This window comes from Streptomyces sp. NPDC096046 (assembly GCF_040303285.1).
In the GTDB taxonomy this organism is placed as follows: domain Bacteria; phylum Actinomycetota; class Actinomycetes; order Streptomycetales; family Streptomycetaceae; genus Streptomyces.
This window is the reverse complement of record NZ_JBEOSZ010000005.1, coordinates 199,222-223,450: the sequence shown is the minus strand read 5'-3', so window position 1 is coordinate 223,450 and position 24,229 is coordinate 199,222. Positions and strand designations below refer to the sequence as shown.

General features: G+C 72.7%; 18 protein-coding genes and 2 pseudogenes. 8 read left to right on the top strand and 12 right to left on the bottom strand.

The annotated features are described in order from the left end of the window. Nucleotides 1–51 precede the first annotated feature (51 nt). Together ABTX62_RS07095 and ABTX62_RS07090 are read left to right on the top strand one after the other, a co-directional pair. Nucleotides 52–216: pseudogene (locus tag ABTX62_RS07095) on the top strand (alpha/beta hydrolase); the annotation flags it as partial. 175 nt (nt 217–391) lie between these two features. Then, nucleotides 392–1,562: pseudogene (locus ABTX62_RS07090) on the top strand (lactate 2-monooxygenase). A 55-nt stretch (nt 1,563–1,617) separates the two neighbouring features. On the opposite strand, the gene ABTX62_RS07085 reads toward ABTX62_RS07090, so the two are convergent. From ABTX62_RS07085 to ABTX62_RS07075, 3 genes are all read right to left on the bottom strand, one after another. Then, the gene (locus tag ABTX62_RS07085) at nt 1,618–3,237 is read right to left on the bottom strand and encodes an RICIN domain-containing protein (protein WP_352115217.1); all 1,620 of its coding nucleotides are present in this window, start codon (nt 3,235–3,237) and stop codon (nt 1,618–1,620) included. A 323-nt stretch (nt 3,238–3,560) separates the two neighbouring features. Then, on the bottom strand, nt 3,561–3,938 hold the full coding sequence (locus tag ABTX62_RS07080) for a toxin Doc (RefSeq protein ID WP_283972722.1): 378 nt from the start codon (nt 3,936–3,938) through the stop codon (nt 3,561–3,563). 3 nt (nt 3,939–3,941) lie between these two features. Beyond that, the gene (locus ABTX62_RS07075; protein WP_283972723.1) at nt 3,942–4,187 is read right to left on the bottom strand and encodes a hypothetical protein; all 246 of its coding nucleotides are present in this window, start codon (nt 4,185–4,187) and stop codon (nt 3,942–3,944) included. 175 nt (nt 4,188–4,362) lie between these two features. Between ABTX62_RS07075 and ABTX62_RS07070 the strand changes: the two genes are divergently transcribed. Together ABTX62_RS07070 and ABTX62_RS07065 are read left to right on the top strand one after the other, a co-directional pair. Further along, complete coding sequence (locus ABTX62_RS07070; protein WP_352115216.1) at nt 4,363–5,295, top strand: sigma-70 family RNA polymerase sigma factor; 933 nt, start codon at nt 4,363–4,365, stop codon at nt 5,293–5,295. Between the two features lie 126 nt (nt 5,296–5,421). Further along, nucleotides 5,422–5,661: a hypothetical protein gene (locus ABTX62_RS07065; RefSeq protein ID WP_352115215.1), complete on the top strand. Its 240-nt coding sequence runs from the start codon at nt 5,422–5,424 to the stop codon at nt 5,659–5,661. A gap of 29 nt (nt 5,662–5,690) precedes the next feature. Here ABTX62_RS07065 and ABTX62_RS07060 read toward each other — a convergent pair whose 3' ends face one another. The 3 genes from ABTX62_RS07060 to ABTX62_RS07050 all read right to left on the bottom strand — a co-directional run bounded on the left by ABTX62_RS07060 (nt 5,691) and on the right by ABTX62_RS07050 (nt 12,050). Next, a complete protein-coding gene (locus tag ABTX62_RS07060) occupies nt 5,691–6,482 on the bottom strand; it encodes an alpha/beta fold hydrolase (RefSeq protein WP_352115214.1) in 792 nt (263 codons plus the stop codon). Nucleotides 6,483–6,558: 76 nt separating this feature from the next. Further along, a complete protein-coding gene (locus ABTX62_RS07055) occupies nt 6,559–8,802 on the bottom strand; it encodes a glycoside hydrolase family 9 protein (RefSeq protein WP_352115213.1) in 2,244 nt (747 codons plus the stop codon). A 152-nt stretch (nt 8,803–8,954) separates the two neighbouring features. After that, a complete protein-coding gene (locus tag ABTX62_RS07050) occupies nt 8,955–12,050 on the bottom strand; it encodes a glycoside hydrolase family 2 TIM barrel-domain containing protein (protein ID WP_352115212.1) in 3,096 nt (1,031 codons plus the stop codon). A gap of 257 nt (nt 12,051–12,307) precedes the next feature. Between ABTX62_RS07050 and ABTX62_RS07045 the strand changes: the two genes are divergently transcribed. Further along, nucleotides 12,308–14,695 (top strand): SpoIIE family protein phosphatase, encoded by a 2,388-nt coding sequence (locus ABTX62_RS07045; protein ID WP_352115211.1) that lies wholly within the window; start codon nt 12,308–12,310, stop codon nt 14,693–14,695. Nucleotides 14,696–15,030: 335 nt separating this feature from the next. Here ABTX62_RS07045 and ABTX62_RS07040 read toward each other — a convergent pair whose 3' ends face one another. Both ABTX62_RS07040 and ABTX62_RS07035 read right to left on the bottom strand, forming a co-directional pair. Further along, complete coding sequence (locus tag ABTX62_RS07040; RefSeq protein ID WP_352115210.1) at nt 15,031–17,628, bottom strand: ricin-type beta-trefoil lectin domain protein; 2,598 nt, start codon at nt 17,626–17,628, stop codon at nt 15,031–15,033. Nucleotides 17,629–17,999: 371 nt separating this feature from the next. Beyond that, a complete protein-coding gene (locus tag ABTX62_RS07035) occupies nt 18,000–18,938 on the bottom strand; it encodes a helix-turn-helix domain-containing protein (protein WP_352115209.1) in 939 nt (312 codons plus the stop codon). A 63-nt stretch (nt 18,939–19,001) separates the two neighbouring features. Here ABTX62_RS07035 and ABTX62_RS07030 point away from each other — a divergent pair, with 63 nt between their 5' ends. Beyond that, a complete protein-coding gene (locus tag ABTX62_RS07030) occupies nt 19,002–19,844 on the top strand; it encodes a phytanoyl-CoA dioxygenase family protein (RefSeq protein WP_352115208.1) in 843 nt (280 codons plus the stop codon). Nucleotides 19,845–20,125: 281 nt separating this feature from the next. Here the strand turns inward: ABTX62_RS07030 and ABTX62_RS07025 are convergent, their stop codons facing one another. Next, a complete protein-coding gene (locus ABTX62_RS07025; RefSeq protein ID WP_352115207.1) occupies nt 20,126–20,665 on the bottom strand; it encodes a flavoprotein in 540 nt (179 codons plus the stop codon). A gap of 28 nt (nt 20,666–20,693) precedes the next feature. After that, a complete protein-coding gene (locus ABTX62_RS07020) occupies nt 20,694–21,152 on the bottom strand; it encodes a nuclear transport factor 2 family protein (RefSeq protein WP_352115206.1) in 459 nt (152 codons plus the stop codon). Between the two features lie 91 nt (nt 21,153–21,243). Here ABTX62_RS07020 and ABTX62_RS07015 point away from each other — a divergent pair, with 91 nt between their 5' ends. Then, nucleotides 21,244–21,795 (top strand): TetR/AcrR family transcriptional regulator, encoded by a 552-nt coding sequence (locus ABTX62_RS07015; RefSeq protein ID WP_352115205.1) that lies wholly within the window; start codon nt 21,244–21,246, stop codon nt 21,793–21,795. A 9-nt stretch (nt 21,796–21,804) separates the two neighbouring features. Here the strand turns inward: ABTX62_RS07015 and ABTX62_RS07010 are convergent, their stop codons facing one another. Together ABTX62_RS07010 and ABTX62_RS07005 are read right to left on the bottom strand one after the other, a co-directional pair. Continuing rightward, nucleotides 21,805–22,002, bottom strand: a complete 198-nt coding sequence (locus ABTX62_RS07010) for a ferredoxin (RefSeq protein ID WP_352115204.1) — start codon at nt 22,000–22,002, stop codon at nt 21,805–21,807. A gap of 13 nt (nt 22,003–22,015) precedes the next feature. Continuing rightward, nucleotides 22,016–23,212 (bottom strand): cytochrome P450, encoded by a 1,197-nt coding sequence (locus ABTX62_RS07005; protein WP_352115203.1) that lies wholly within the window; start codon nt 23,210–23,212, stop codon nt 22,016–22,018. Nucleotides 23,213–23,562: 350 nt separating this feature from the next. On the opposite strand from ABTX62_RS07005, the gene ABTX62_RS07000 reads away from it, so the two are divergent. Beyond that, on the top strand, nt 23,563–24,195 hold the full coding sequence (locus ABTX62_RS07000) for a LysE/ArgO family amino acid transporter (RefSeq protein ID WP_352115202.1): 633 nt from the start codon (nt 23,563–23,565) through the stop codon (nt 24,193–24,195). The last annotated feature ends 34 nt before the right edge of the window (nt 24,196–24,229 follow it).

The window sequence follows — 24,229 nt, the reverse complement described above, 5'->3', positions numbered from 1 at the left end:
TTCGCTCTCGGCCGACCACTTGGTGACCTCTTGTGTTCATGGCTCGGTCGGCACCCCGGTGTCACGCGGACCGAACCGGCCGTCCTCGGCCGCCCCCTCGGCGAACTCCCGGCGACGTATGTGAAATGTCTCCTCGACGGGCACGAGCCGATGCCGACGGTGGCCGCACTCCTGAAGAGCGACTCCTGGGAGCCGGTGGAGCTGGACACCGGGCACCGGGCACCGGGCACCGGGCACCGGGCACCGGCCGATGTTCCCGCAGCCGCGCGCACCGGCCCGCCTGCCGCACACGGCGGCGGACGGTCCCTGATCCGCCCCGCGCATACCGCTCGGTATCGTCGCCCGTACGGCACGGTCTCGACGAGGAGACGACGAGAGGCGGGGCGTTACGGTGGGCAAGCACTGGGCGGACTTCCAGTACGAGATCTATCTGAACGGGATGACGGGTGCCGTGCCGCGGCTGCCCACCGATCTGACCCGGCTGGAGGAGCTGACCGAGCGGCGGCTCGGGCCCGGCCCGGTCGGCTATGTGGCGGGCAGCGCGGGCAACGGCAGTACGGCCCGGGCCAACCGGGCGGCCCTGGACCGCCGCAGGATCGTGCCCCGCATGCTGCGGGACGTGCACGAGCGGGATCTCTCGGTCGAGGTGCTGGGCCGTGCCCTGCCCGCCCCGGTCGCGCTGGCCCCGGTGGGGGTGCTGTCGATCATGCACCCGGGACGCCGAGTCCGCCGCCGCCCGGGCCGCCGCCGCGCAGGGCGTGCCCTACATCCTGTCGTCGGCGTCCAGCACGCCCCTGGAGCAGGTCGCCGAGGCGATGGGCGACGCCGAGCGCTGGTTCCAGCTGTACTGGCCGAGGGACCCGGAGGTGGCCCGCAGCTTCCTGCACCGGGCGAAGGCGGCCGGGTTCAGCGTGCTGGTCGTCACCCTGGACACGCCGCTGCTGTCCTGGCGCCCGCGCGACCTCGACCAGGCGTACCTGCCGTTCCTGCACGGTGTCGGCACCGCCAACTACTTCTCGGACCCGGCCTTCCAGGCCGGTCTGGCCAAGCCGGTGCACGAGGACCCGAACGCGGCCGTGACGCACTTCGCCGGCATGTTCTCCGACCCGGCCAAGAGCTGGCCCGACCTCGCGTTCCTGAGGGAGAACTGGGACGGCCCGATCGTCCTGAAAGGCGTCCTGCACCCGGACGACGCACGCCTGGCCGCCGACGCCGGGATGGACGGCGTGGTCGTCTCCAACCACGGCGGCCGCCAGGTGGCCGGGGCCGTCGCGGCGGCCGACGCGCTCCCCCGCGTGGCCGAGGCGGCCGGTGACCGGCTCACCGTCCTGTTCGACAGCGGTATCCGCACCGGCGACGACATCTTCAAGGCCCTGGCCCTCGGCGCCCGCGCGGTCCTCGTCGGCCGCCCGTACGTCTACGGCCTCGGTCTGGACGGCCGGTCCGGCGTCGAGCACGTCATCCGCTGCCTGCTCGCCGAACTCGACCTGACGCTCGCCCTGTCGGGCCATGCGACACCGAGCTCGATCGGCCCGGCCGACCTCGTCGAGGCCCCGTTCTGACGTCGGGGCCGCACGGCGTGCGCGCGCGGCCCCGCTCGGACTCCGGGACCCGTCGTCACGCCGTCCGGCCGTCGGACAGTGTCACACGGCGGGCCGCCGGGCCGTCCTGCTCCTCGATCGACAGCGAATCCGACGCAGTCGGCAGGGGATCCGGCTGCCAGCGCTGGATACCGGCGGTGCGGTCGCGGACCTTGACGACGATATCGGCGTCCGGATCGTCGTCAGCCGGGGCGATGGCGAGCTGCTCGTCCCAGCGGGGCAGCAACTCCCCCTGCACGGTGAGGTCGTAGCGCACGTCGTCGCCCCGTTCGGCATCCTCGTCGGCACAGGTACCGAGCACGACGACGCCGGCGTCCTTGTGCGAGTCCAGGCACAGCCCGGGATCGGCGACGCTGCGCAACAGCCCGTCGTCCTCGTAGGTCCACTGCTGGGTCCATACCTTCGAACACTCCGCCAGCTTCGCGCCCGAGCCCTCCTTCGGCAGGCCCCGGATGTCGAGGCACAGGTCGGCACCCGCGTTGCGCAGCCGTGTCACCCCCTGTGCCGCGGGAAGTCCCGCGGTACCGGGCGGTGCCGACGCGGAGCCCCCGCTGCCGGCGGCGCTGCCGGAGCCTGCCGGGTCGGCCTCTCCTCCGTCGTAGGAGGACGCGCTGATGATGAGCACCGTCACCAGCACCCCGGCCGAGAGCGCGCCGATGCCCGAGAGCAGCGCCCGTGAGGAGCGCAGCGTCTGCGGAACCCGGACGGGCACGGGAAGCCGGGACAGCAGCCCGGGCCGTCCGCCGTCACGCCGTCCGCCACCGCGCCGGCCCGAGCGTGCGCCCCGCGTGCCGTGTGACGCCCGTCCCGGGCGTGAGTCGAGGTAGCGGCGGGCGCCCCAGCCGAGCACCGCCTCGGCGATCAGCGGCCCCAGCGAGCCCTCGAAATGGCTCAGTTGCTCTGCCGCGTGCAGGCAGTAGCGGCACTCCGCCAGATGCTGCTCGACGTCGGGCAGCAGGGCACCGCCCCGGCGTATCGGGACATCCAGGAGGCGGTTGTAGAACCGGCAATCGTGGGTCGGCGCGAGTTCGCGATGGGCGAGGACACAGCCTTCACGGAATGCGGCACGCGCCTGTTCGAGAGCCGCCGAAGCGAGGTCGGTGTCCATGCCCAGCAGCCCGGCGGGGACGCTTATCGGCTCCGCCTCGACCTCGACATGCCAGAGCAAACAGCGTGAGGCGGCGGGAAGTGCCTGGAATGCCCGCTCCGCGAGGGTGCGATTCTCCGGGGTCATGGACGTCGCCGCGCGCAGCCCGCGTCCTCCGGCCGGTTTCTGCAACGCGGGCAGAACGGCTGATATTCGATCGTCGCCGGACCACTCGCGGATCGTGTCGCGCACGGTCACCAGAAGGGCCGGGCGCAGCGCGACGGCCGACTCGCCGAAGGCGAGACGGTTGAGGGTCCGGTGCAGGGCGGTCCCGGTCACCATGGCGGCGACCTGCGCCGACGAGGCGAGACAGATGACCGCGTAGTCGTGCGCCGGCTCGTAGTGCCGTGCCATCAGCAGCGCGACGGAATGGGCGGCTACCCCACCCTCCGGGCTGCCTCTCAGTGGGGCGGCGAGTGATTCATCCGATTCCCCGGGATCCCCGCCGGGCGGGGGATACGGAGGACGAGGGGGGTGGGGGGTGGGCACTGAGATGGTTCCTTCCCACGCATGTGAGACACACAGAAGTCCTGCCGCCGAAAAGGGAGGCCCGGTTGGTGCACACCTTTTAGGCGTGGCGCGGGAGGTGCGAATTCACCGACGACACATCGGACGTGGTCCACAAATCACGCGCGACATCCGGCCATTCCCCCCGCACGCGCGTTTCACTCTTGCACAACCCCCACACGGCCAACAAGGCGCCCGGACCACATCCCCGCCATTGACAGAAAGTCAGAAACGGGGGAACGGATGCGCCTGACTCGCGCCCGTTTTCGACATTTCCCTGCGGCCCGTGTGAATCGGGCGGGCCCTCAGATCTGCCAGGAGCGCAGCCGGTCCGCCGCGCCGTAGACGTCGGTGGTGCCGGACAGGAGGTCGCGGGCCAGGTCGACGAGAGCGCCGTAGGGCGGGTCGATGCCGACGCCGCTGACGAACATGTACGCCACCGCGGTCGCGCAGGCGAAGCGGGCGTTGGCCGCGGGCAGCGGCCGGAGCACGGTGATGGTGTGCAGCAGCGCGGCGGCCCGCCAGGCCGGGTCGGAGTTCACCCCGAGGCGTGGCGGGTCGACGCGGTGCCGGGCGACGGCGGCGACCAGCGCGGAGAAGTCGTTGACGGTGGGCTGGTCCGGCAGGACCTCCTCGTGGCGCTGAAGCAGCCAGGGCACGTCGATATGGATCACGGGTGCCATGGGTCAGGCGGCCCGCCCTTCACCCTTGGCGGGCCGTTCGTCGTCGGGGAACGCGGCGGCGAACTCGTCGGCGTGGGTGGCGAAGAACCGGCGGAAGGCCTCGGCTCCCTCCTGAAGCGCCCGGTGACGGGCTATGTCGGCCGCGGCCGCCTCCCGGACGAGGGCCTTCATGGACGTACCCCGCTCCTTGGCGATCTGCCGCAGGTCCTCAAGTTCGCGGTCGCTGAACTCGACGTTGAGAGCTGGCATGCCCTTACGGTACCGCTCGGGTACTTACTCGTAAATATCCCCAGCTCAGGCAGGTATCCATGAGGTACCGGCGAGGTGGCGGGCGTGAGATGTGGGTCACATCGGGCCGCGCGATGTCACCTTGCGGTGCCCTGCCCGGCTCGCAGTGGTGAGCGCGCCCGAGGGAGGCCCACGCATGACCGAGATCTCCGCACCCGGCACCGACGCCCCGCTCGACGCGGCGACCGGGGTGTTCGTCGCCCATCGCGAGCTGCTGTTCGGCGTCGTCTACAACATGCTCGGCGGTGTCGCCGACACCGAGGACGTCCTCCAGGAGACCTGGCTGTCCTGGACGGCCCGCGGCGGGGGCGCCCCCCTGGCCGGCGTCGACAACCCGCGCGCCTACCTCGTGCGGGTCGCGGTCAACCACGCGTTGCGCCGCCGTGCCGTGATCAGCCGCCGGCAGGAGACGTACGTCGGCCCGTGGCTGCCCGAGCCGCTGGTCTCCGCGGAGGGCACCGAGACGGCCGAGACCCCGGTGCTGCGTTCCGAGTCGGTGTCGCTGGCGATGCTCGTGGTCCTGGAATCGCTGACACCGCTGGAACGGGCCGTGTTCGTGCTGGGTGAGGTGTTCGGCTACCCCCATGCCGAGATCGCGGAGATCATCGACCGCTCCCCCACTGCCGTACGGCAGTTGGCACACCGGGCCCGGGAGCACGTGCACGCGCGGCGGCCACGGTACGAGGCGCATCCGCGGGTGCGCCGGGAGGCGACCGAGCGGTTTGTGCGAGCGGCGCTCGGCGGGGACATCGCGGCGCTGATGGAGGTACTCGCGCCGGATGTCACGGCGTGGACGGACGCCGGTGGCAAGCGCCGGCGGGCCGGCCTGCGCCCGGTGCACGGCCGGGACAAGGTGGCCCGGCTGCTCACGAACGGCCAGGGCGGCCCGGACCACCCCGTCTGGCACTACCGGCGGGTGAACGGCGACGACGCGGCGGTCCTGTTCGACGGCGACGCGCCGTTCGCCGTCCTGGTCCTGGACCTCACGCCGGAGGGCGACCGGGTGCGCGGCATCTATGTCGTGGCCAATCCGGACAAGCTGGCCCATCTGCCCGGGGCGGCGGTGTGAGCACCGGGCGCGGCGAACACCCGGCCGACCGGTTCGACGGGCGGCTCGGCACCCACCCGCTCGCCCGGTGCTGCCGGCGGGCGGCGACGACGTCGTGGCGGTCCGCTTCCACCTACCGGTCGCACGGTGACGTGGGGGGTACGCGCCGGGATGTTCGTCGTCCCGGCGGCCGCCTTCGTCGCCACCCGGCGAATCCGCCGGGGACCGCGGTCGCGCGAGGGGGGACTCGTGGCGCACGGCCGGGCGACCGGTGTGGTCAAGCGGCCGCCGTACGGCGAGTGCGCCGAGGTGCGCCGTCCGCTCGACCGGGCCCGGCCGCACACCCCGACCGCCCATGAGCGGCCCCGGGGAACCCGTCGGCCCTGAACCGCGGCGCCGGGCGGTCGCGGGCCCGGTCAGGAGTGGGCGCGGCAGAACTCCCGGACGGTCCGGTTGAACGGCTCCGGCGCCTCGACGTTGGTGAGGTGCCCGACGCCGGGCAGCACGACCAGTGTGGCCCGCGGGATCGCTCCGAGGAACTGGTGGGCGACCGGCTCCACGGGCGAGCGCGCGTCGAGCTCGCCCCACAGCAGGAGCGTCGGGACCTCGATCTTCGTCAGCAGGTCCCGCTGGTCGGCCCCGGCCATGGCGGTGAGCTGGGCACGCATGCTCTGGGCGCGGGTGTCGGCCGACATCACGGACAGCAGGCGTACGGCTTCGGCGGGTGGCTGCCGGGCGAACAGGCCCGGCATGGTCGGTGCGAACGCCTCCGCCGGGACCGCGAGCATCCGTTCCGCCCCCTCGACCCGGGACCGCACCTCCGCCGCGGGCAGTGAGCCCTTCCACCCCGCGTAGGTGTCGACGAGCAGCATCGTCCTCACGAGCGCGGGGTGGTTCCGGTAGAGCTCCAGCACGACGGTTCCGCCCCAGGACAGGCCGAGGACATGGGCCGGGCCGAGGTCCACGTCCTCGATGACGGCCGCCAGACAGCGGGCGTAGTCGGCCAGGGTGAACGAGGGCGGTACGTCGCGGGAGCGGCCGGCGCCGGGTTCGTCCCAGGCGACGACGGTGAACTCGTCGGCCAGGTCCTCGATCTGGCCGCCGAACAGCCGGGCGTCCGTCGTGGCGCCGTGCGCGAGCACGAGGGGCGGGCCCCGGCCCGCCCGGTCGTACGCGACCTCGATGCCGTCGACCCGCACCGCTGGCATGACACCAGGCTACGCGCGCGTGCCGGGGGCGTCCTGTCGGACGACTCCCCCGGCACACGGCACCATGGTCCGGTCCCTATGCCTGGTCCGCCACGAAGGAGGCCATGCGGACCAGGGCGGCGTTCCAGTTGATCGTGTGCTCGTTGGTCGACCAGGACTGGATGTCGTCGATGTAGCAGAACTGACCGACACATCCCTGGAGTTTGCTCTGTGCGTAGGGGTCCTGGATGCTCGAGTTCGGCCCGCCCGCGAGGGTGCCCTTCGGCGGGGCGGGCTGGTTCGGGTCGAGCTGGCGGGCGTACCAGCGGCTGTGCTGGTTCTGGGCGCTGACCTCTCCGTAGCCGGTGACGTAGGAGATGTTCAGCGCGTTGCGGCCCAGGATGTAGTCCATGCTCTGCAGCGCCCCGTCACGGTACTTCGAGGCTCCGGTGAGGTCGTACGCGGTGGCGAGGACGACCGCGTTGTTGAGGACCTGATGGCTGGAGCCCCAGTCGTACGTGTTGCCGTCCGGGGCGTACGGCATGCCGTAGGGGTGTGCCTTCAGCGTGGCCAGGTAGCGGTCGGCGCCCTTGATCACGGACTGGCGCACCGTGTCCCGGCCCGGGAGTCTGCTGGGCACCGTGGCGAGGTCGAGCCGGCCGGCCGCACCGGTGCGGGCCCAGTCGAAGCCGATCGGCTTGAAGAGGTCGGCCGTGTGGACCGGGGACTTCAGGATGTACTCCTCGAACTGCCTCTCCCGTGTCGACAGGTAGAGCTCGGCCGCCGCCCAGTAGAAGTCGTCGTTGACGTCGCTGTCGGCGTAGGCACCGCCGCCGATGCCGTCGCTCTCGGAGGCGAGGCGGTCGGGGTGGGCGAGCGCCGCCGACCAGGCCTTGCGGGCGGCCGCCAGCGCCTTGGCGGCGAACGGCTTGTCGTAGGAGCGGTACAGGCGGGCCGCCTGCGCGGCCGTGGCGGCCAGGTTCAGGGTGGCCGCCGTGGAGGGCGGGTGCAGCTCGCGCTTCTGCGGGTCGTCATGGGGCATCAGCGGCAGGCCGGTCCACTGCTCGTCGTGCATCTTGTGGTGGGCCATGCCGGCCAGCGGCTTGCCGTCGGGCACCTGCATCTTCAGCAGGAAGTCCAGCTCCCAGCGGGCCTCGTCGAGGATGTCCGGGACCTTGTTGCCGCTCTCCGGGATGGCGAGCGTGCCGTCCTTGAGCTTGTCCGCCTGCCCGGTGCGGGCGTGCCGGGCGCGTTCGTAGGTGCTCAGCAGCTCCCAGGTGGAGATGCCGCCGTTGACGACGTACTTGCCGTGGTCGCCGGCGTCGTACCAGCCGCCGCTGACGTCGAGGGTGTAGTCGCAGACACCCGGCTGACAGGGCACGTCGGTGTCGCCCTTGTTGGGGGCCACGCCCAGGTGACCGGCCGGGCGGCCGTAGCCGGGCCGGAGGTCGTCGCGTATCGCGAGGCCGCTGCGCTGGGTGTAGTAGTACTTCGCCGAGTCCAGCCGGAGCCGCTCGTAGGCCCTCGCGCCGATGTCGAACGGACGGCTGGTCTCGCCGTCGGCGACGAGGGTGAATCCGGTGCCCTTCCTGTGGTAGGCGCCGAAGTCGATCGAGTGGACGTTCTGCCCGGAGGAGGCGTCGATGCCGCGCGGCAGGGTCGTGCCGCGGGCGACGACCGTCCCGCCGGAGTTCTTGAGCTGCCAGGGCAGCTTCGCCGTGGCGTCGGTGACCAGGGTGGCGTTCTTCGGGCCGGACGGCAGGTAGCCGACCTGGTTGACGCGGACCCGGGGCCCGGTGTCGGGCTCGTACGGTTCCGGCGTCACTCCACCGAGCAGCGAGACGTCGTCCATGCAGAAGCGCCAGGCGTCCGCGCTGCCGCCGAGCTGGAAGCCGACCTGGGCCTGCGCGGTGTCGACGGGCGAGGTGAACGTGTACGAGTAGGTGTCACCGGAGACGCTGAGCTGCGGTGACACCTCGTGGTAGGTGTCGTACGGCGACACCGACAGGCCCACGATCGCCCGCACCACGTGCCCGGCGGGTGTCCCGGTCGCGCTGAACGAGAAGCGGTACGACTCCCCCTTCACCAGGGTGATGTCGTTCTGCCCGACGGCGGCGTCCCAGCGGTTGGCGGTGCCGCCGGGGACATCGGCGCAGAGCCGGCCCTCGGACAGGCCCGCGGTGACGTTGCTGGTCGTCCACCAGGGGTCGGTGACCGTGTCGAAGGTGCCGTTCCTGACCTGCTCGACCTCGTCGGCCCCGGCCGGCGAGGAGGGCAGCGCGGTGAGCCCGGTCGCCAGCAGGGCCGTCAGGGACAGCAGGGCGGTTCTCCGTCGTTTCACGTCTGGGCTCCTCCGGGAGGTGCGGGTGGCGCTCGGCGTGGGAGCGCTCCCAGATGCGGACGCAAGCCATGGTTGTTGCTGATGTGACGCGCCGTCAACGGTCCGGACAGGACTGGCTGTTCGCCACCCGTCCGAACCGTGGCGCCCGGGGGTCAGGCGGCCGGGGTCTCCAGCCGGGTGATGCGGATCGCGCCCCGGGGCTCGCCGGGATGGCGGCTCGTCAGGGTGAGCCGGATCCGGGAGCCTCGTACGGCCTCGAAGGTGATCACGGTGGGAGTGTCGGAGGCGGTGGCCCAGCCGGTCTCGGTGTTCCGCGCGTCCTGCCAGGCGCGGCCGTCCCACACCTGCACGCCGACCGCCGCGGGCAGACTGTGCGTGGCGTCCACGGTGAAGGAGACGTCCACCCGGTCGAAGCGGCGGGTGCGCCCGTGGTCGACCGAGACCCAGTCCTCGGCCCGTGCCCCGTCGAAGGCGGGCAGCAGGGCCGTGGCCTGCTTGAAGAAGCCGTTGGACCAGCCGGTGGCGGGGTCTGCGTCGAGCATGGCGGCGGGCAGGGTGTCCGGGCGTCCGGAGTAACTGGCGTCCGCGTGCGGGAAGCCGACGGGGGCCGGGTGCTCGGGCTCGAAGGCGGCCGGGGCCGTCTCGGCCCGGTCCCGCGCCCGGGTGGCGCGTACGGTCGCCGTGCCCGCGCGCAGACCGTCGGCACGGGCGGTCACCTTCACAGCGCCCGGCGCGGTGCCGGACCGGACGATGGCGAGGGCCTTGCCGTGGAAGGCCGTCCGGGTGCTCGCCCGGTACCGCTCGGCGCTCTCCTGGCGGCCGTTGTCGAGCCCCGCGAGGGAGCCGTTCGCCACCTCGAAGGAGAGCGGGTGCTCGGCGTCGGGCACCACCACACCGCGCCGGTCGACGACCTCGGCGGTCACGAAGACCAGGGACCGGCCGTCCGCGGCGACGGCCTCGCGGTCCGCGGTCAGGCGTATCGCGTGCGGGGCACCGGCGGTGCGCAGCACATCGGTGGCGACCACCTTGCCGTCCCGCCGTGCGACGGCCTTCAGCTCGCCCGGCGCGTAGGGCACCTTCCAGGTCAGGTGGAGCTTGCCGGCGCTGCCGTTCGGGCTGGTGTAACTGCCGGGGTACGGGCCGCCGGTGAAGGTCTTGTCGTCGCCGGTCGCCTCGGTCGTCTCCAGGTACACCCGGCCGTCGAGGGTCTTCTTGGTGTCGAAGCGCCGTACGCCCAGGGACTTCCCGTTGAGGTACAGCTCGACGGTGTCGACGTTCGCGTACGCCCAGACCTCGACCGTGTCGCCCTTCGCGTGGTTCCAGGTCATCGGCAGCAGATGGACCATCGGCTCGCCGGTCCACTGGCTCCGGAAGAGGTAGTACATGTCCTTCGGGAAGCCCGCGGTGTCGACCGCGCCGAAGAAGGACGCCTTGACCGGGAAGACGTCGTACGGCGTGGGCTCGCCGAGGTAGTCGATGCCCGACCAGAGGAACTGTCCGGCGAACCACTTCCGGTCCCGGTCCTTCTTGTGGCCGTACTCGCCGCTCATGGTCCAGGAGGCGAGGTTGTTGTCGTACGAGGAGGTCGCGCGTTTGCCGGGCGTGTGGTTCTCGCCGGTGTTGAGGTGCTCCGGTTCCTGGTAGGCGCCGCGGGTGGAGGTCTCTGAGGAGGACTCGGACTCGAAGAGGAAGAGGTGCGGGTAGGCCGCGTGCAGTTGGTCCACCGACGCGGCGGTGTTGTAGTTGAGGCCGAGCCCGTCCAGCTTGGCCAGCATCAGGTCGGCCGCGGAGCCCTTGGCGGGCAGGCGGCGGTACTTGTCGGAGCCGATGACCAACGGGCGGGTGTCGTCGGCGGCCCGGATCGCCTCGATGATCCGGTCGGCCATGGCGAGGCCGGCGGTGGAGGTGGAGTCGGGGACCTCGTTGCCGATGGACCAGCTCAGTACGGCGGGCGAGTTGCGGGCCGCGAGCACCATCTCGGTGGCGTCCCTCTCGCCCCACTCGTCGAAGAAGCGGCCGTAGTCGTACCTGTTCTTGCCGGTGCGCCAGCAGTCGAACGCCTCCACCAGCAGGACGACGCCCAGTTCCTCGCACACCTGGATCACCTCGGGCGCGGGCGGGTTGTGGGAGGTGCGCAGGGCGTTGACACCCATGGACCGCATGATCTCCAGCTGACGGCGGACGGCGTCGACGCTGACGGCGGCGCCGAGTGCGCCCAGGTCGTGGTGGAGGTCGACGCCCTTGATCTTGTGGTGGGCGCCGTTGAGGAAGAAGCCCTCGTCCGGGTCGAAGCGGAAGGCGCGGAAGCCGAAGACCGTGCGGTAGGTGTCGGTGGTCCTGCCGCCGACCCGCAGTTCGGTGTGCAGGGTGTAGCGGTGCGGAGCCTGGAAGTCCCACAACTCCGGGCGGTGGACCGTGAGTTCGTGGGTCTCGGTCCGCTCGCCGGTGACGGTGGCGGTGGAGGAGGCACGGGCGACCGTCCGGCCCTCGCGATCGGCGATCCGGGAGACGACCTCGATGTCCGCGTCCCTGCCCGAGGCGTTGACGACAGAGGTGGCGACCCGTACGACACCCCGCTCGGCGGTGATCTCGGGCGTGGTGACGCGGGTGCCCCAGCGGGCCACGTGCACCGGCTCGGTGATCACCAGGCGGGCCTCGCGGTAGATGCCGCTGCCCGAGTACCAGCGGCTGCTGGGGAGCCGGTTCCGGACCCTGACGGCGATCACGTTCTCGGTGGTCCCGTCGGTGTGCAGCAGGTCGGTGAGGTCGAGGGCGAAGCCGGTGTAACCGTAGGGGTGGCGGCCCGCCTCCTCGCCGTTGCAGTAGACGGTGGAGTCCATGTAGACGCCGTCGAACTCCACCGAGATCCGCCGGCCGGCGAGGGTGGACGGCAGAGTGAAGGCCAGCCGGTACCAACCGAGCCCGCCGGGCAGGAAGCCGGTGCCGCTGGTGGTGCCGTGTTCGGTGGTGGGGGTCTGTTCGATGCTCCAGTCGTGCGGGACGGCGGTCTCGCGCCATCCGGAGTCGTCGTGGCCGGGCAGGTGGGCGTCGGCGTAGGCGCCGGTGGGGTCGGTGATGCCACCCGGATTCACCAGCGCGAAGCGCCAGCCGTCGCGCAGGGCGACGGTACGGCGGCCGGACGCTTCCCGGCCCTCCCCGGCGGCCCATGCCTCCGGGGTACCGAGCAGCGTTCCGGCCGCGGGTGCGGCAGCGGAGGCGAGCAGAACCGATCTGCGCGTGACCGACATGGGGGGTTCTCCCTCATCAAGACCCAGAAGTACTCACAACGGATCGCGAACAAACAGATTCTGTCGAGGTGTCACACCGAGCCGTCAAGGGTGCGGAGGCGTCCTTCTGCCCCACGGGCCGCTCGGGCCGGATGGGCGCCTTCACCCGGCCGGGGAGGCGGTCCAGGGGTTACCGGTCCACGCCGGGCACCTACGGACTAGGCTGGAACTCAACTGACTTCCCTGTTCACTGTGAGTGTCCGTATGGAGTCGCGACGATGAGCCCGGACGAGCCGTTCGACGATGGCCTGGCCGCCCGTGCCGTCATCGCCGCCGACGGCACACTCACCGGTTGGAGCGAGGGCGCCCGCCGTCTGCTGGGGCACACGGCCGCCGAGGTCGTGGGCCGCCCGGCCGTCTCGCTGCTGGCCGACCGCGACGACCCGCCGCCCGTGCCGGACGACTCCCGCTGGAGCGGCACACTCACCCTGCGTCACCGCGACGGCCACCTCGTCTCCGTATGGGTGGTCGCCCACAGCAGACCGCCGGACGCGGCGGAGACGACCGACTGGCTCGCGGTGTCCCCGCCGGACTCCTCCGGGCAGGGACTTCCGGACGACCCGCTGGTGCGCATGGCCCTGACCCAGTCGCCCTGCGCCACGATGGTCTACGACGAGCGGCTGCGGCTGCGCGGCGTCAACGAGGCCATGGCGGCCCTGTTGGGGCTGCCCGCCGAGCGGCTGCTGGGCCTGCGGCCCACCGACATCGGCAGCCGGCCGCAGAACACCGAGCTCGAGGAGCATCTGCGGCGGGTGCTGAACACCGGGCGGCCCTACGACATGCAGACGTACATGAAGGCGACCGGCGAGAGCCGGGGCCCGCACGCCTGGCTGGCCCGGATGGCACCGCTCGCCGACGGCACCGGCCGGGTGCGGGGCGTGTGCGTGACCGCCCACGACTTCTCCGACCAGTACCGGTCCAGGGAGCGGCTGCAACTGGTCAACGAGGCGAGCGTGCGCATCGGCACCACCCTCGACGTCAACCGCACGGCCCAGGAACTGGCGGACGTGTGCGTCCCGGCGCTCGCCGACTTCGTCAGCGTCGACCTGCTCGACCCGCGAGAGCACGGCGGCGAGTCCCACGGACCGCCGGTCCCGCCGGTGAACCTGCGCCGGGCCGCCCACCGGTCGGTCACCACCGGCAGCCCCGAGGCCGTCGACAAGCCGGGGCAGGTGGACGTCTACCCGGAGAGCTCCCCGCAGGCCGCCTCGCTGGTCGCGGGGCACACGGTCGTGGCCCCGGGAGCCTCCGGCGACCTCGAGCAGTGGCTCACCTGGGACCCGGTCCGCTTCCGGCAGATCCGCGAGTACGGCATCCACTCCACGATGTCCGTTCCGCTCCAGGCCCGGGGCACGACCCTCGGCGTCGCCGTCTTCACCCGCTTCCGGCGTCCCGAGGCGTTCACCGACGACGACGTGCTGCTGGCCGAGGAGGTCACCGCCCGGGCCGCCGTCTGCATCGACAACGCGCGCCGTTACTCCCGCGAGCGGGAGACGACCCTCACCCTGCAGCGCAGCCTGCTGCCCCGCACGCTGCCGCGCACGGCGGCGGTGGAGGCGGCCTCCCGCTATCTGCCGGCCACCCGCTCGGGCGTGGGCGGCGACTGGTTCGACGTGATCCCGCTGTCCGGGATGCGGGTCGCCATGGTCGTCGGCGACGTCGTCGGCCACGGCATCCAGGCCTCGGCCACCATGGGCCGGCTGCGCACCGCGGTCCGCACCCTCGCCGACATCGACCTGGCCCCCGACGAACTGCTCACCCACCTCGACGACCTCGTCGTCCGGCTGTCCCAGGAGTCCGGCGGCGACAACGGCACCGGAGAGGTGGGCGCGACCTGCCTGTACGCGGTGTACGACCCGGTGTCGCGGCGCTGCACCCTGGCCCGGGCCGGTCATCCGCTGCCCCTGCTGGTGCCGCCGGACGGCCCGGCGCACCAGCTCGACCTGCCCTCGGGCCCTCCGCTCGGCGTCGGCGGGCTGCCGTTCGAATCCGCCGAGGTGGAGCTGCGGGAGGGCAGCGTCCTGGCGTTCCACACCGACGGGCTGCTCGTGAGCCCCGAGCGGGACGTCGGCGCGGGCAGCCGGATGCTCCGCGACGCCCTGTCGGCGCCCTCCGACTCCCTGGACGAGACCTGCGACCGCGTGCTGCACACCCTGCTCCCGCCGGGCGGCTCCACCGACGACGTGGCCCTGCTGCTGGCCCGCACCCGTGGCCTGCCGTCCGCGCAGGTCGCGACCTGGGACATCCCCGCCGACCCGGCGCTGGTGGCCCCGATCCGCAAGCAGGTCGTCGACCAGCTCGGACACTGGGGACTGCTGGATGCCACGTTCACCGCCGAGTTGGTGGTGAGCGAGCTGGTCACCAACGCCATCCGCTACGGCGCCCCGCCCATCCGGCTGCGGCTGATCCACGACGCGTCCACGCTGATCTGCGAAGTGTCCGACACCAACCACACGGCGCCGCACCTGCGCCGGGCCAAGACGTGGGACGAGGGCGGCCGCGGTCTGCTCCTGGTCGCCCAGCTCACCCAGCGCTGGGGCAGCAGGCACACCGCCGAGGGCAAGACGATCTGGGCGGAGCTGGCCCTGCTCGACGACGAGATCTGAGCGCCTCCACCGAGCCGGCGACCGTGCGGCCCGCGCCGGGGTAGGGCGTCGACACCGTCCACGGCGGGCCGCGCGCTCCGGGCAGCACCGGGGGGCCGCCGAGGATCTCTTGCCGTCACCGGCTCCGGCCGGCACCGCGGGGCCGCCGAGGGTCTCTTACCCTCGCCTGGTTCCATGGGCGCGCACGACCTGATCACGCCCCGGAGGACCCCGCCAGGGCCGGACTCGGGGAGTTCACGCGGCTCGGGCTGCTCGCCGTACCGGCAGCGCTGGTCCCGGCCGTGGGGGCGTTGTGGCTGTCCCTGGGCGTCGTCGGGGCCTGAGCGCGCACCGGGTCAGCGACGGCCGCCTCCGTCGGCGTCGTGTCCGTAGCCGTCGTAGCCATAGCCATCGCCGCCGTAGCCGTAACCGGGGTAGCCGTGGTCCGGGTTGCCGTACCGACCGTCGGCATCGCAGTAGTAGCCGTAGCGGTAGCAGGGCGAGTCGGTGGCGGCCGGGGTGCTCGGCGCCGGCTGCGGAGCCGAGGAGGTCGCGGACGGGGTCGGGGTCGGCTCGGGCGCCTTCGACGGGGTGGGGGTGGGGCTCGGCGTGGGTGTGGGGTGCGGCGCCGGTACGGCGGCGTTCCAGTTGACGGCCTCCATCTGGAGATCGGCCTTGGAGGTGTCGATCACCCAGCGCTGCGCGTCGTCGTCCGTCCGGGTCTTGACGACGAGGGCTCCGGAGCCGTCGGTCGCCGCCGGCGCCAGGGCGAGGTCCTGGTCCCAGCGGAGCACCAGGGCGCCCTGGAGGGTGAAGTCGTAGTGGATGTTCTTCGGGTCCGGCCGGGAGGCGCCCGTGCAGGGGGCCAGCCGCACCGAGTAGCCGAGCTGCGAGTCCAGGCACAGGTCGGGGGCGGCGCCGTTGCGCAGCAGCCCATCGGTCTCGTACGTCCACTGCTGGGTGGAGTCCGCGGAGCACGCCGTGAGCTCGGCTTCCCCGCCCGCGACGGCCTTCTTGCCGTCGATGCCCACGCACAGGTCCGAGGCGACGTTGTGCAGCCGGCCGCGCAGTGCGCCCTTCCCGGCGTCGCCCGACCCGGCCCGGGACGGATCGGTGGCCGACATGTCCGCGGCGGAGTCGGGTGCCTCTCCGGCGGGCCGGTCCGCGCCCGTCGAGGCGCCGTCGCCGGAGTTGCCGGTGGACCACAGCACCAGCGGCAGGACGACGAGGCCGCCGGCGGTCAGGATGCCCGCGGTGAGGTTGCGCCGCCGGGCGGCCCGGCGGGCCGCCTTGTGGGCGGATCTCCGGGCGGCGGTTCGGGGGCCCTCGGGTCGGGGGCCAGGGGGCGCGGTGGGGGGCGGAGCGGAGACGTCCGCGGGGGCCGGAGCCCGGTCCCTGTCCACGGCCGGGTCCGCGCCGCCGGCTCCCGTGGGGGGCGGCGGCACGGCCACCGGGCCGCCGCCCGGATCGGTGAACGACTCCCCGACCGCGCCGGCGAGGGCGACCGGGTCCGGGAAGACGTCACGCGTTTCTCCGGCCGGATCGGCGAAAGCGCCGCGCGCCGCACGCGCCGAATCCGGGTAGACCTCGTGCGCCGCAACGGAAGGGTCCGGGAAGCCCGCACCCGCCTGCTGCCCGGAAGCATCCCGCAAACCCCCACGCGCCTGCCGCCCGGAAGCATCCGAGAAACCCCCAGGCGCCTGCCGCCCGGAAGGAGCCGAGAAGTCCGCACCCGCCTTCCGCCCGGAGGCATCCCGCAAACCCCCACGCGCCTGCCGCCCGGAAGCGCCCGGGAAACCCGCGGGCGCCTGCGGCCCGGAAGGGTCCGGGAAGACTTCGCGCGCCACGCCGACCGCATCCGGGAACCCCCCGTGGGCCTGCCCGGAAGCACCCGGGAAGGCCTCGGGCGGCACGCCCGCCGCGTCCGGGACCACCTCACGTGCGCTTCCGGCCGGGGGCGGGATGATCTCGTGCGTCACACCGGCCGGGTCCGGAAAGACCTCGCGTGCCAGCGCCACCGGGTCCGGGAACAGGTCGCGTGCCGCAACGGCAGGGGCCGCACCGGCCGCTTCCCGAGGCCGTCCCCACTTCCCGGCACGCCCGCCACCGGCGCTCTCCCCCGCCTCGCCCGCGCGGCTCTCCGCGTAGCCCCGGCCGCCCCAGCCCAGTACCGCCTCCGCCAGGGCGACACCCAGGGCGTGGTTGAACTGGTCGAGCTGGTCGGCGGTGGCGCTGCAGTGCCCGCAGCCCTCGATGTGCGCGCGTAGATCGGGGTCGATTCCTCGACCGCCGCGACGGTACGTCACGTCGAGCAGACGCAGATAGCGTCGGCACTCCTCGTCGGGGGCGAGTTCGCGGTGCAGCTGGAGGCACTCCTCACGCAGCCGGTCCCGGGCCCGGCCCAGTTCGACCCGCGCGCCCTCCTCGTCCAGGCCGAGCAACCCGGCCGGGGCGGTGAGCGGTTCGGCCTCGACCTCGACATGCCACAGCAGGCAGCGGGCGGACTGGGGCAGCCGCTGGAACGCCCCGGACAGCAGTCGCCGGTGCTGCGGCGGCAGCAGACGGGCGGTGGGCCGCTCCCTGTCGCCGGTTCCGGAGAGGAGCTCCGGGTGGAGCATGTCGTGCCGGTGGTCGGCGGCCCACTCGGCCGCGATACGCCGTACGGTGACGAGCAGATGGGGCCGCCAGGCGGAGGTCGGGCCGTTCTGGCGGAGGGTTTCGCCGAAGAGCCGGGTGAACGCGGCCGTGGTGAGAATTCCCGCGGAGCGGGGACCGTCGGTGCACAGCCGGGCGTAGGCGAAGGCCGCCTCCCAGTGCCGGTCCAGCAGTTCGCCGACGGGCTGGAGCGCGGGCGTCGCCCCGGTCCACTTCCTGAGCTCCGCGCTCAGTTGCTCGTCCGTCGCGCCGAGCCCGCGGGCCGAGGCCGGAGAATTCGACGGGCCTGCGTCTTTCACGGCTGCATTCCTCTCAAGGACCTGCGGAAAAAGTCCGTACCAAGGGGTATGCCGGCCCGGCGGCCTCGCGCATACGAAGAAAGGCATGTGGGGACACGCCGACACGGCACACCTTTGCACAGGTCAGGGACAGGGAACAAGTGATGTCACGGTTTCATGCATTGCATGCGAGGCCAGCGCCTTTTGACAAAGTGTCAATCAGTCGGGGGAAAGTCATTTCCGAACCGTCCGCTACCTTTAGCGGCTCACATTTTGTCCGTTTCCGGAAGCCGGTCCGGAAACCATTGGGACAGCCCCGCACAGCAGCTCATACCGTCGGCCGCCTTTCCGCGCCGTCCTTTCGGCACCTCCCGCGCAACCATTGGCGGCGCTCAGCCGGGCGGGCCGCCGTGCGTCTGGCGGTACGCCCCGGGAGGTGCACCGTAGCGTCCGCGAAAGGCGCGGTTGAAGTGGAAGGGGCTGACGAAACCCGAGGCCGCGCCGACGCGTTGCACGGGCAGATCGGTGTTCTCCAGCAACTGGGCGGCGTGGCGCAGCCGCGCCTCGCGCAGGGCACGCATGGGTGGCCGGCCGAGCTGCCGGCTGAACAGATGGGCGAACCGGGACGGCGACAGAGCGACCTCCCGGGCGAGCGAGCGGACGGTGTGGGGGGCGCCCGGGTCGGCGTCGATCAGCTCCTGGGCGCGGCGGATCCGTGCGTCGAGTCCCGGCCGGGGTGCCGTCGGCCGGGCGCCGGCGGCGGTGAGGAGGACGATCTCCTCCAGTGCGCTCAGGGCCAGTTCGCGCGCCGGGCTGCCGTGGGCCACGGCGACCTGCCCGTCCGGTGAGGTCGCGTCGGGCGGTGCTCCGGTGCCGGTCCAGCGGGCGTCGGCGTGCATCCGCCGGAACGCCGTCCCGACGCGGTCGTGCACCCCGGCCGGAGCGGAGGTGACCGCGTACACCCCGGCGCCGGCGTCGAACGGCCGCAGCCACGCGGTCCAGGACGGGCGGGGCCGGCAGTGCACCCACCAGAACCGCCAGTTGCGGGCCCCGGCCTCGACCTCGTAGCCGTGCGGGACGCCCGGCGCCAGCACGACCAGGTCCCCCGCGCCGGCCGAGGTCCGCACACCGCCCTGCCACAGGTGCCCCCGGCCTCCGGTGGTCCAGGTGAAGAGCCAGCTCGGGGAGCCGTGCGGCCGGCTGACGCCGTAGCCCGGCGCCTGGTCGAAGTGCCCGAGCACGACCAGCCCGGGCGGCGGAGCCGGGTCCCCGGCACCGGTGGCGCCCCCCAGCTCAGCAGTGTCGGGCAATCGGTCAGCACGCACGGGCATCCTCCTCGGCGGCCGGGCGGCCTAGCGTTCCGCATCGAGGACACCGGACCGAGGAGTGTGTTCATGACAGTCACGGACCATGGCGCCATCGGCGCTTCCATCCTGGACCCCGCCGGGCTCCGGCGGTACCGGGAGGGTTTCGAGGAGGACGGTTTCACGGTGGTGCGCGGACTCTTCTGGGGTGACGAGATCGATCGGCTGTGCGGCGAGTTCGCGGCCCTGCGGGCGGCCGGCCCGGTCCCCGGGCACTTCGAGCCGCGCGCGGCGGACACGCCGGGCGCCGACCCGCTGCACGTGTGGCCCCGGGTGATGCATCCGCACGAGATCAACGACCTCGCGCGCACGGTCCTGCTGGACGCCCGGCTGCGGACGGTCCTCGAGGCGCTTCTCGGGGAGGAGGTGCTGGCCGCGCAGAGCATGTTCTACTTCAAGCCGCCGGGGGCCCGGGGACAGGCGCTGCACCAGGACAACTTCTATCTGCGGGTGGAGCCGGGTACGTGCGTGGCGGCATGGGTGGCCTGTGATGTGATCGACCGGGAGAACGGCGGCCTGGAGGTCGTGCCCGGCACGCATCTGATGGACCTGTTCTGCCCCGAGCTCGCCGACTCGGAGGTGTCCTTCGCCCGGGAATACGTTCCGCCGCCGGCCGGCCTGGCACCGGTGCCGGTGGACATGGCGCCGGGAGACGTCCTGTTCTTCAACGGGAGCCTGGTGCACGGGTCGCAGCCGAACCGGGCGGCCGAGCGGTTCCGGCGGTCCTTCATCGGGCACTACGTGGGACGGTCGGCGGAGCGGATCGGACGGTTCTACCGGACGCTGGCGATGAGCGGCGCGAGGGTGGAACTGGCGGAGAGCGAGGGGGCGGGTCCCTGCGGAACGGAGTTCGCGCCGCAGGGACCGCACTGATCTGCGAAGACCCCGCAGTGCCCGGCGATGGGGTGGGGGCCCTACGGGCTCCGCAGTTCCTCCATTCCTTGTCGCTTCTGGATCTCCACGGCGGCCACCGCGTCGTCCGGGCCCGTCGAACCGAGCTTCACGTACTGCATCGTTGCTGCTTCTGCCCTCGGGAGGGTTTCGACGGCGAGCGTACGTGTTCGTGTGTGCTCGAGAACGCGACCGGTCAGGCCGCCTGACGGGTCGTCACCACCGCTGTGCCGGGTGGGCCGGTGGGCGAGCGCGCCCGACTGTCAGCCGCGTGCGATCAGGTCCAGGGCCCGTTCCCACCCGAACTCCGACCGCCCGCCGCCCGGCCCCGGCTCTCCCGTGTACGGCTCGCCGAACCGCACGCCCATCCCGCCGAGCCGTTCGAGGCTGTCCCGGTAGGCGGGGTGGGCGGCCAGGGTGCCGGCCACGCACGGCAGGACGGCGATCGGCACGCCGAGACCCGCGACCTCGCACAGGGTGCCCAGGGCGAGGGTGTCGGCGATGCCGGCCGCCCACTTGTTGACGGTGTTGAAGGTGGCGGGCGCGACCACCACGGCGTCAGGCGCCGGGAACGGACGCGGCGCGCCGGGGGTACGCCAGGCGGAGCGGATCGGGCGGCCCGTCCGCGCCTCGACGGCGGCGGTGTCGAAGAAGCCGTTCATGGCGACGGGTGTCGCGATGACGCCCACCTCCCAGTCCCGTTCCTGCGCGGCGGTGATCAGTTCACCGACGTGGGTGGCGACGCCCGCGGCGCAGACGACGACGTAGAGGAAGGGCTTTCGGGCGGCGGCCTGTTCGGTCATCCCGGAAACCCTAGCGACTCCCCCGGGTTCACCGGAGGGGGAACGTGTCTCCCCGTTCGGCCTGCGGCCGGGGACCGTGGATGCGGCGCTCGCTCTCCTCGATCGGCACGTCGTCGATGCTCGCCTCCCGGCGGGTCATCAGGCCGTGCTCGTCGAACTCCCACAGTTCGTTGCCGTAGGAGCGCCACCACTGCCCGTCGGTGTCGCGGCACTCGTACTGGAAGCGGACGGCGATGCGGTTGCCGTCGAAGGCCCACAGGTCCTTGCGCAGCGCGTACTCCTGCTCGCGTTCCCACTTGCGGGTCAGGAAGGCGACGATCTCGGCGCGGCCGGTGACGAAGGTGTCGCGGTTGCGCCAGACGGAGTCCGGCGCGTAGGCGAGGGAGACCTTGTGCGGGTCACGGGAGTTCCAGGCGTCCTCGGCGGCCTGGACCTTCTGTGCGGCGCTCTCCCGGGTGAACCGCGGCAGCGGCGGGCGGTCGGTCATGGTTTCTCCCGGTCAGCGAGGGAGAACCAGCGTTCTCCAGATGGCTGCTACGGTAGGAGAACGCTCGTTCTCGCGTCAAGGAGGGTCGTCCATGGACAGCGCAGTGGCCCGGGAGCGGGTGCTGGACGCCGCCGAAGGACTGTTCTACGGACGGGGTGTGCGGTCGGTCGGCATGGACGAGGTGCGCGGCGCCTCCGGGGTCTCGCTCAAGCGGCTCTACCAGCTGTTCCCGGCCAAGGAACAACTCGTGGAGGCGTACCTGGAGCGGCGCGACGCGCGCTGGCGCGGGCAACTGGCCGCCTACGTCGAGCGGCACGAGGAGCCCCGGGAGCGGATCCTGGCCGTCTTCGACTGGCTCGGCGAGTGGTTCGGCGAGCCGGGCTTCCGCGGTTGCGCCTGGATCAACGCGTACGGCGAGCTGGGCGCCACGTCGGCGGGCGTGGCCGCCCAGGTCCGTGCACACCAGCGGGCGTTCCGGGAACACCTCGGCTCGCTCGTGTCGGACGCGGGGCTGCCCGGCGCGTCGGCCGGGCAGCTGTTCCTGCTGGCCGAGGGTGCCATGGTCACGGCGGGCGTCACGAGGAGCGCCGAGCCCGCGGCCGAGGCGCGCGAGGCGGCCCGGCGACTCCTGGACGCCGTGTGACGTCCGGTCTCAGGTGACCGTCCCGGACACGGTGATGGCGCCGACCGGGCAGGCGCGGGCCGCCTCCCGCAGCAGTGGGCTGCCGCCGTCCTCCCCGCCCGGCAGCAGGGTGCTGTAGCCGTCGTCGTCCTGGGTGAACACGTCCGGGGCGGTCAGGGCGCACTGTCCCGCGCCGATGCAGACGTCCTTGTCGATGCCGATGCGCATGTGCGGAAGCCTCTTACCAGGTCACGGGGAGTTCGATCATCCCCTGGATCGTGTCGCCCGGTTTGAAGGGGATCTCCTCGGCCGGGGCGGCCAGGCGCAGGGTGGGCAGCCGGTCGAAGAGGCTGCGCAGGGCGATCTCCAGCTCGGCACGGGCGAGGTTCTGACCGAGGCACTGGTGGATGCCGAAGCCGAACGCAACGTGGTGACGGGCCGGGCGGCTCCAGTCGAGCCTGTCCGGCTCCGGGTAGACCGTCTCGTCACGGTTGATGACGGAGGTCGCGAAGACCACGCCCTCGCCCTCGCGGATGGTCGTCCCGGCCACCTCGATGTCCTCGACGGCCAGGCGCAGCATGCCGTCCGCGATCGACAGCATCCGCATCAGCTCCTCGACCGCGGCGGGCAGCAGCCTCGGGTCGGCGCGCAGTTCGGCGAGCCGTTCGGGGTGCTGGAGCAGGGTGAAGGTGCCGAGCGAGATCATGTTGGCGGTCGTCTCGTGGCCCGCGACCAGCAGGATGAGGGCCATGGCGATCAGGCCCTCGCGGTCCAGGTCGCCCTCGCGCGGCTGCCGGTGGACCAGGTCGTCCAGCAGGCCGGTGCCGGGGTCCTGCCGTTTGCGGTCGATCAGCTCGCCGAAGTACGTCTCCAGCCGGTCCCGGGCGTCGAGGACGTCGGCGGTCTCCGGGCCGCGCAGCAGCCGTCGCGACTGGGCCTCGAAGAAGTCGTGGTCGGTGTACGGGACGCCGAGCAGGGCGCAGATCACCATGGACGGCACCGGCAGCGCGAAGGCGCTCACCAGGTCCGCGGGCGGGCCCTCGGCGATCATCGCGTCAAGCCGTTCGTCCACGATCTGCTGGATGCGTGGCCGGAGTTCGACGGCGCGCTTGAGGGTGAAGTCCCCGACGACCATCCGCCGCTGGGCACGGTGCTCGGGATCGTCGACGCCCAGCAGGGCGGTTCTGCGGTTGCGGATCCCGGCGAAGCGCTGGGCGGGGGCGGGGAAGCCGGGCCGGTCGCGGTTGGACGAAAGGCGCGGGTCGGCCAGCAGCGCGCGGGCGGTGGCGTGCCCGCTGACGAGCCAGGCCTCGCTGCCGTCGAAGAAAGTGATCCGGGTCAGAGGGCGCTCGGCGCGCAGCGCGTCGTAGGCGGCGGGCGGGTGGTAGGGGCAGGTCCGGTCCTGGGGGAAGGCGACGGGTGCGGTCGTGTCCGTCATGAAGACCTCGCAGACGAGTAGTGCGTCGTGCCGATCTTCATTAGATGCCCCAGGCACCTATGAGGCGACGCGAAGTTCGGCCAGATCGGTCGCCGCGTCAACATGGCCGGGGAGTGCCGTCTTCCCGCGAACCGTCCGGCGCTTGTGCCCCCCGTCACCGGATCGATGTCCCCACCCGGGCGCGGGCGCGGCGGGCGCCGATGCGAAAACCGGTTGTCGGTGCGGCGGGCCAGGCCTCAGGATCCGGCCATGCCTACGTTCACCGTTCTCCCGCCGTTGTCCGCCGCCGCTTCCGCCGCGCGTCGACAGCAGCGGTCCGGCCGCCGGGGAGGACCGACGCCGCCCCGGTCATGACCGCCGCGCTCGTCGCGGGGCTGCTCGCCGGGTACGGCATCGCCGTACCCGTGGGTGCCGTCGGGACCTACCTCGTGTCCCTCACCGCCCGCACCTCCCTGCGCACCGGTGTCTGCGCCGCGCTCGGTGTCGCCACCGCCGACGGGCTCTACGCCCTCGCCGCCACCCTGGGCGGCACGGCCCTGGCATCCGCGCTGCGGCCGGTGCTCGGGCCGCTGCGGTGGGTCTGCGTGCTGGTGCTGCTCGCCCTGGCGGCATGGGGCGCGGTCACCGCGCTGCGCGCGTACCGCGGCCACCGGCTCGCGACCCGCACCGTCCCCGCTCCCCCGGGCCCCGCCCGGGCCTGTCTGGGCCTGTTGGGCATCACCCTGCTGAACCCCACCACGGTCCTCTACTTCGCGGCCCTGGTGCTCGGTTCCCAGGCCACGGGCCCCGCCGGTCCGCTGGAGCAGGGCGTGTTCGTGCTGGCCGCCTTCGCCGCCTCCGCGAGCTGGCAGGTGCTGCTGGCCGGGAGCGGGGCCCTGCTGGGCCGCGCGCTGACCGGCCATCGGGGCCGACTGGCGACGGCACTGGTGGCGAGCGCGGTGATGACCGCTCTGGCCGCGCGGATGGCGCTCGCGCCCGGGTGAGGCTTCGTTTCCGGCCGGATCCACCGGGGCGGAT

Bases quoted from the DNA above. Each gene is read 5' to 3' on its own strand.
- ABTX62_RS07080 (WP_283972722.1), bottom strand. From the start codon at position 3,938: ATGGCACCCGTGATCCATATCGACGTGCCCTGGCTGCTTCAGCGCCAC.
- ABTX62_RS07075 (WP_283972723.1), bottom strand. From the start codon at position 4,187: ATGCCAGCTCTCAACGTCGAGTTCAGCGACCGCGAACTTGAGGACCTG.
- ABTX62_RS07070 (WP_352115216.1), top strand. From the start codon at position 4,363: ATGACCGAGATCTCCGCACCCGGCACCGACGCCCCGCTCGACGCGGCG.
- ABTX62_RS07060 (WP_352115214.1), bottom strand. From the start codon at position 6,482: ATGCCAGCGGTGCGGGTCGACGGCATCGAGGTCGCGTACGACCGGGCG.
- ABTX62_RS07050 (WP_352115212.1), bottom strand. From the start codon at position 12,050: ATGTCGGTCACGCGCAGATCGGTTCTGCTCGCCTCCGCTGCCGCACCC.
- ABTX62_RS07045 (WP_352115211.1), top strand. From the start codon at position 12,308: ATGAGCCCGGACGAGCCGTTCGACGATGGCCTGGCCGCCCGTGCCGTC.
- ABTX62_RS07035 (WP_352115209.1), bottom strand. From the start codon at position 18,938: ATGCCCGTGCGTGCTGACCGATTGCCCGACACTGCTGAGCTGGGGGGC.
- ABTX62_RS07030 (WP_352115208.1), top strand. From the start codon at position 19,002: ATGACAGTCACGGACCATGGCGCCATCGGCGCTTCCATCCTGGACCCC.
- ABTX62_RS07025 (WP_352115207.1), bottom strand. From the start codon at position 20,665: ATGACCGAACAGGCCGCCGCCCGAAAGCCCTTCCTCTACGTCGTCGTC.
- ABTX62_RS07020 (WP_352115206.1), bottom strand. From the start codon at position 21,152: ATGACCGACCGCCCGCCGCTGCCGCGGTTCACCCGGGAGAGCGCCGCA.
- ABTX62_RS07015 (WP_352115205.1), top strand. From the start codon at position 21,244: ATGGACAGCGCAGTGGCCCGGGAGCGGGTGCTGGACGCCGCCGAAGGA.
- ABTX62_RS07010 (WP_352115204.1), bottom strand. From the start codon at position 22,002: ATGCGCATCGGCATCGACAAGGACGTCTGCATCGGCGCGGGACAGTGC.
- ABTX62_RS07005 (WP_352115203.1), bottom strand. From the start codon at position 23,212: ATGACGGACACGACCGCACCCGTCGCCTTCCCCCAGGACCGGACCTGC.
- ABTX62_RS07000 (WP_352115202.1), top strand. From the start codon at position 23,563: ATGACCGCCGCGCTCGTCGCGGGGCTGCTCGCCGGGTACGGCATCGCC.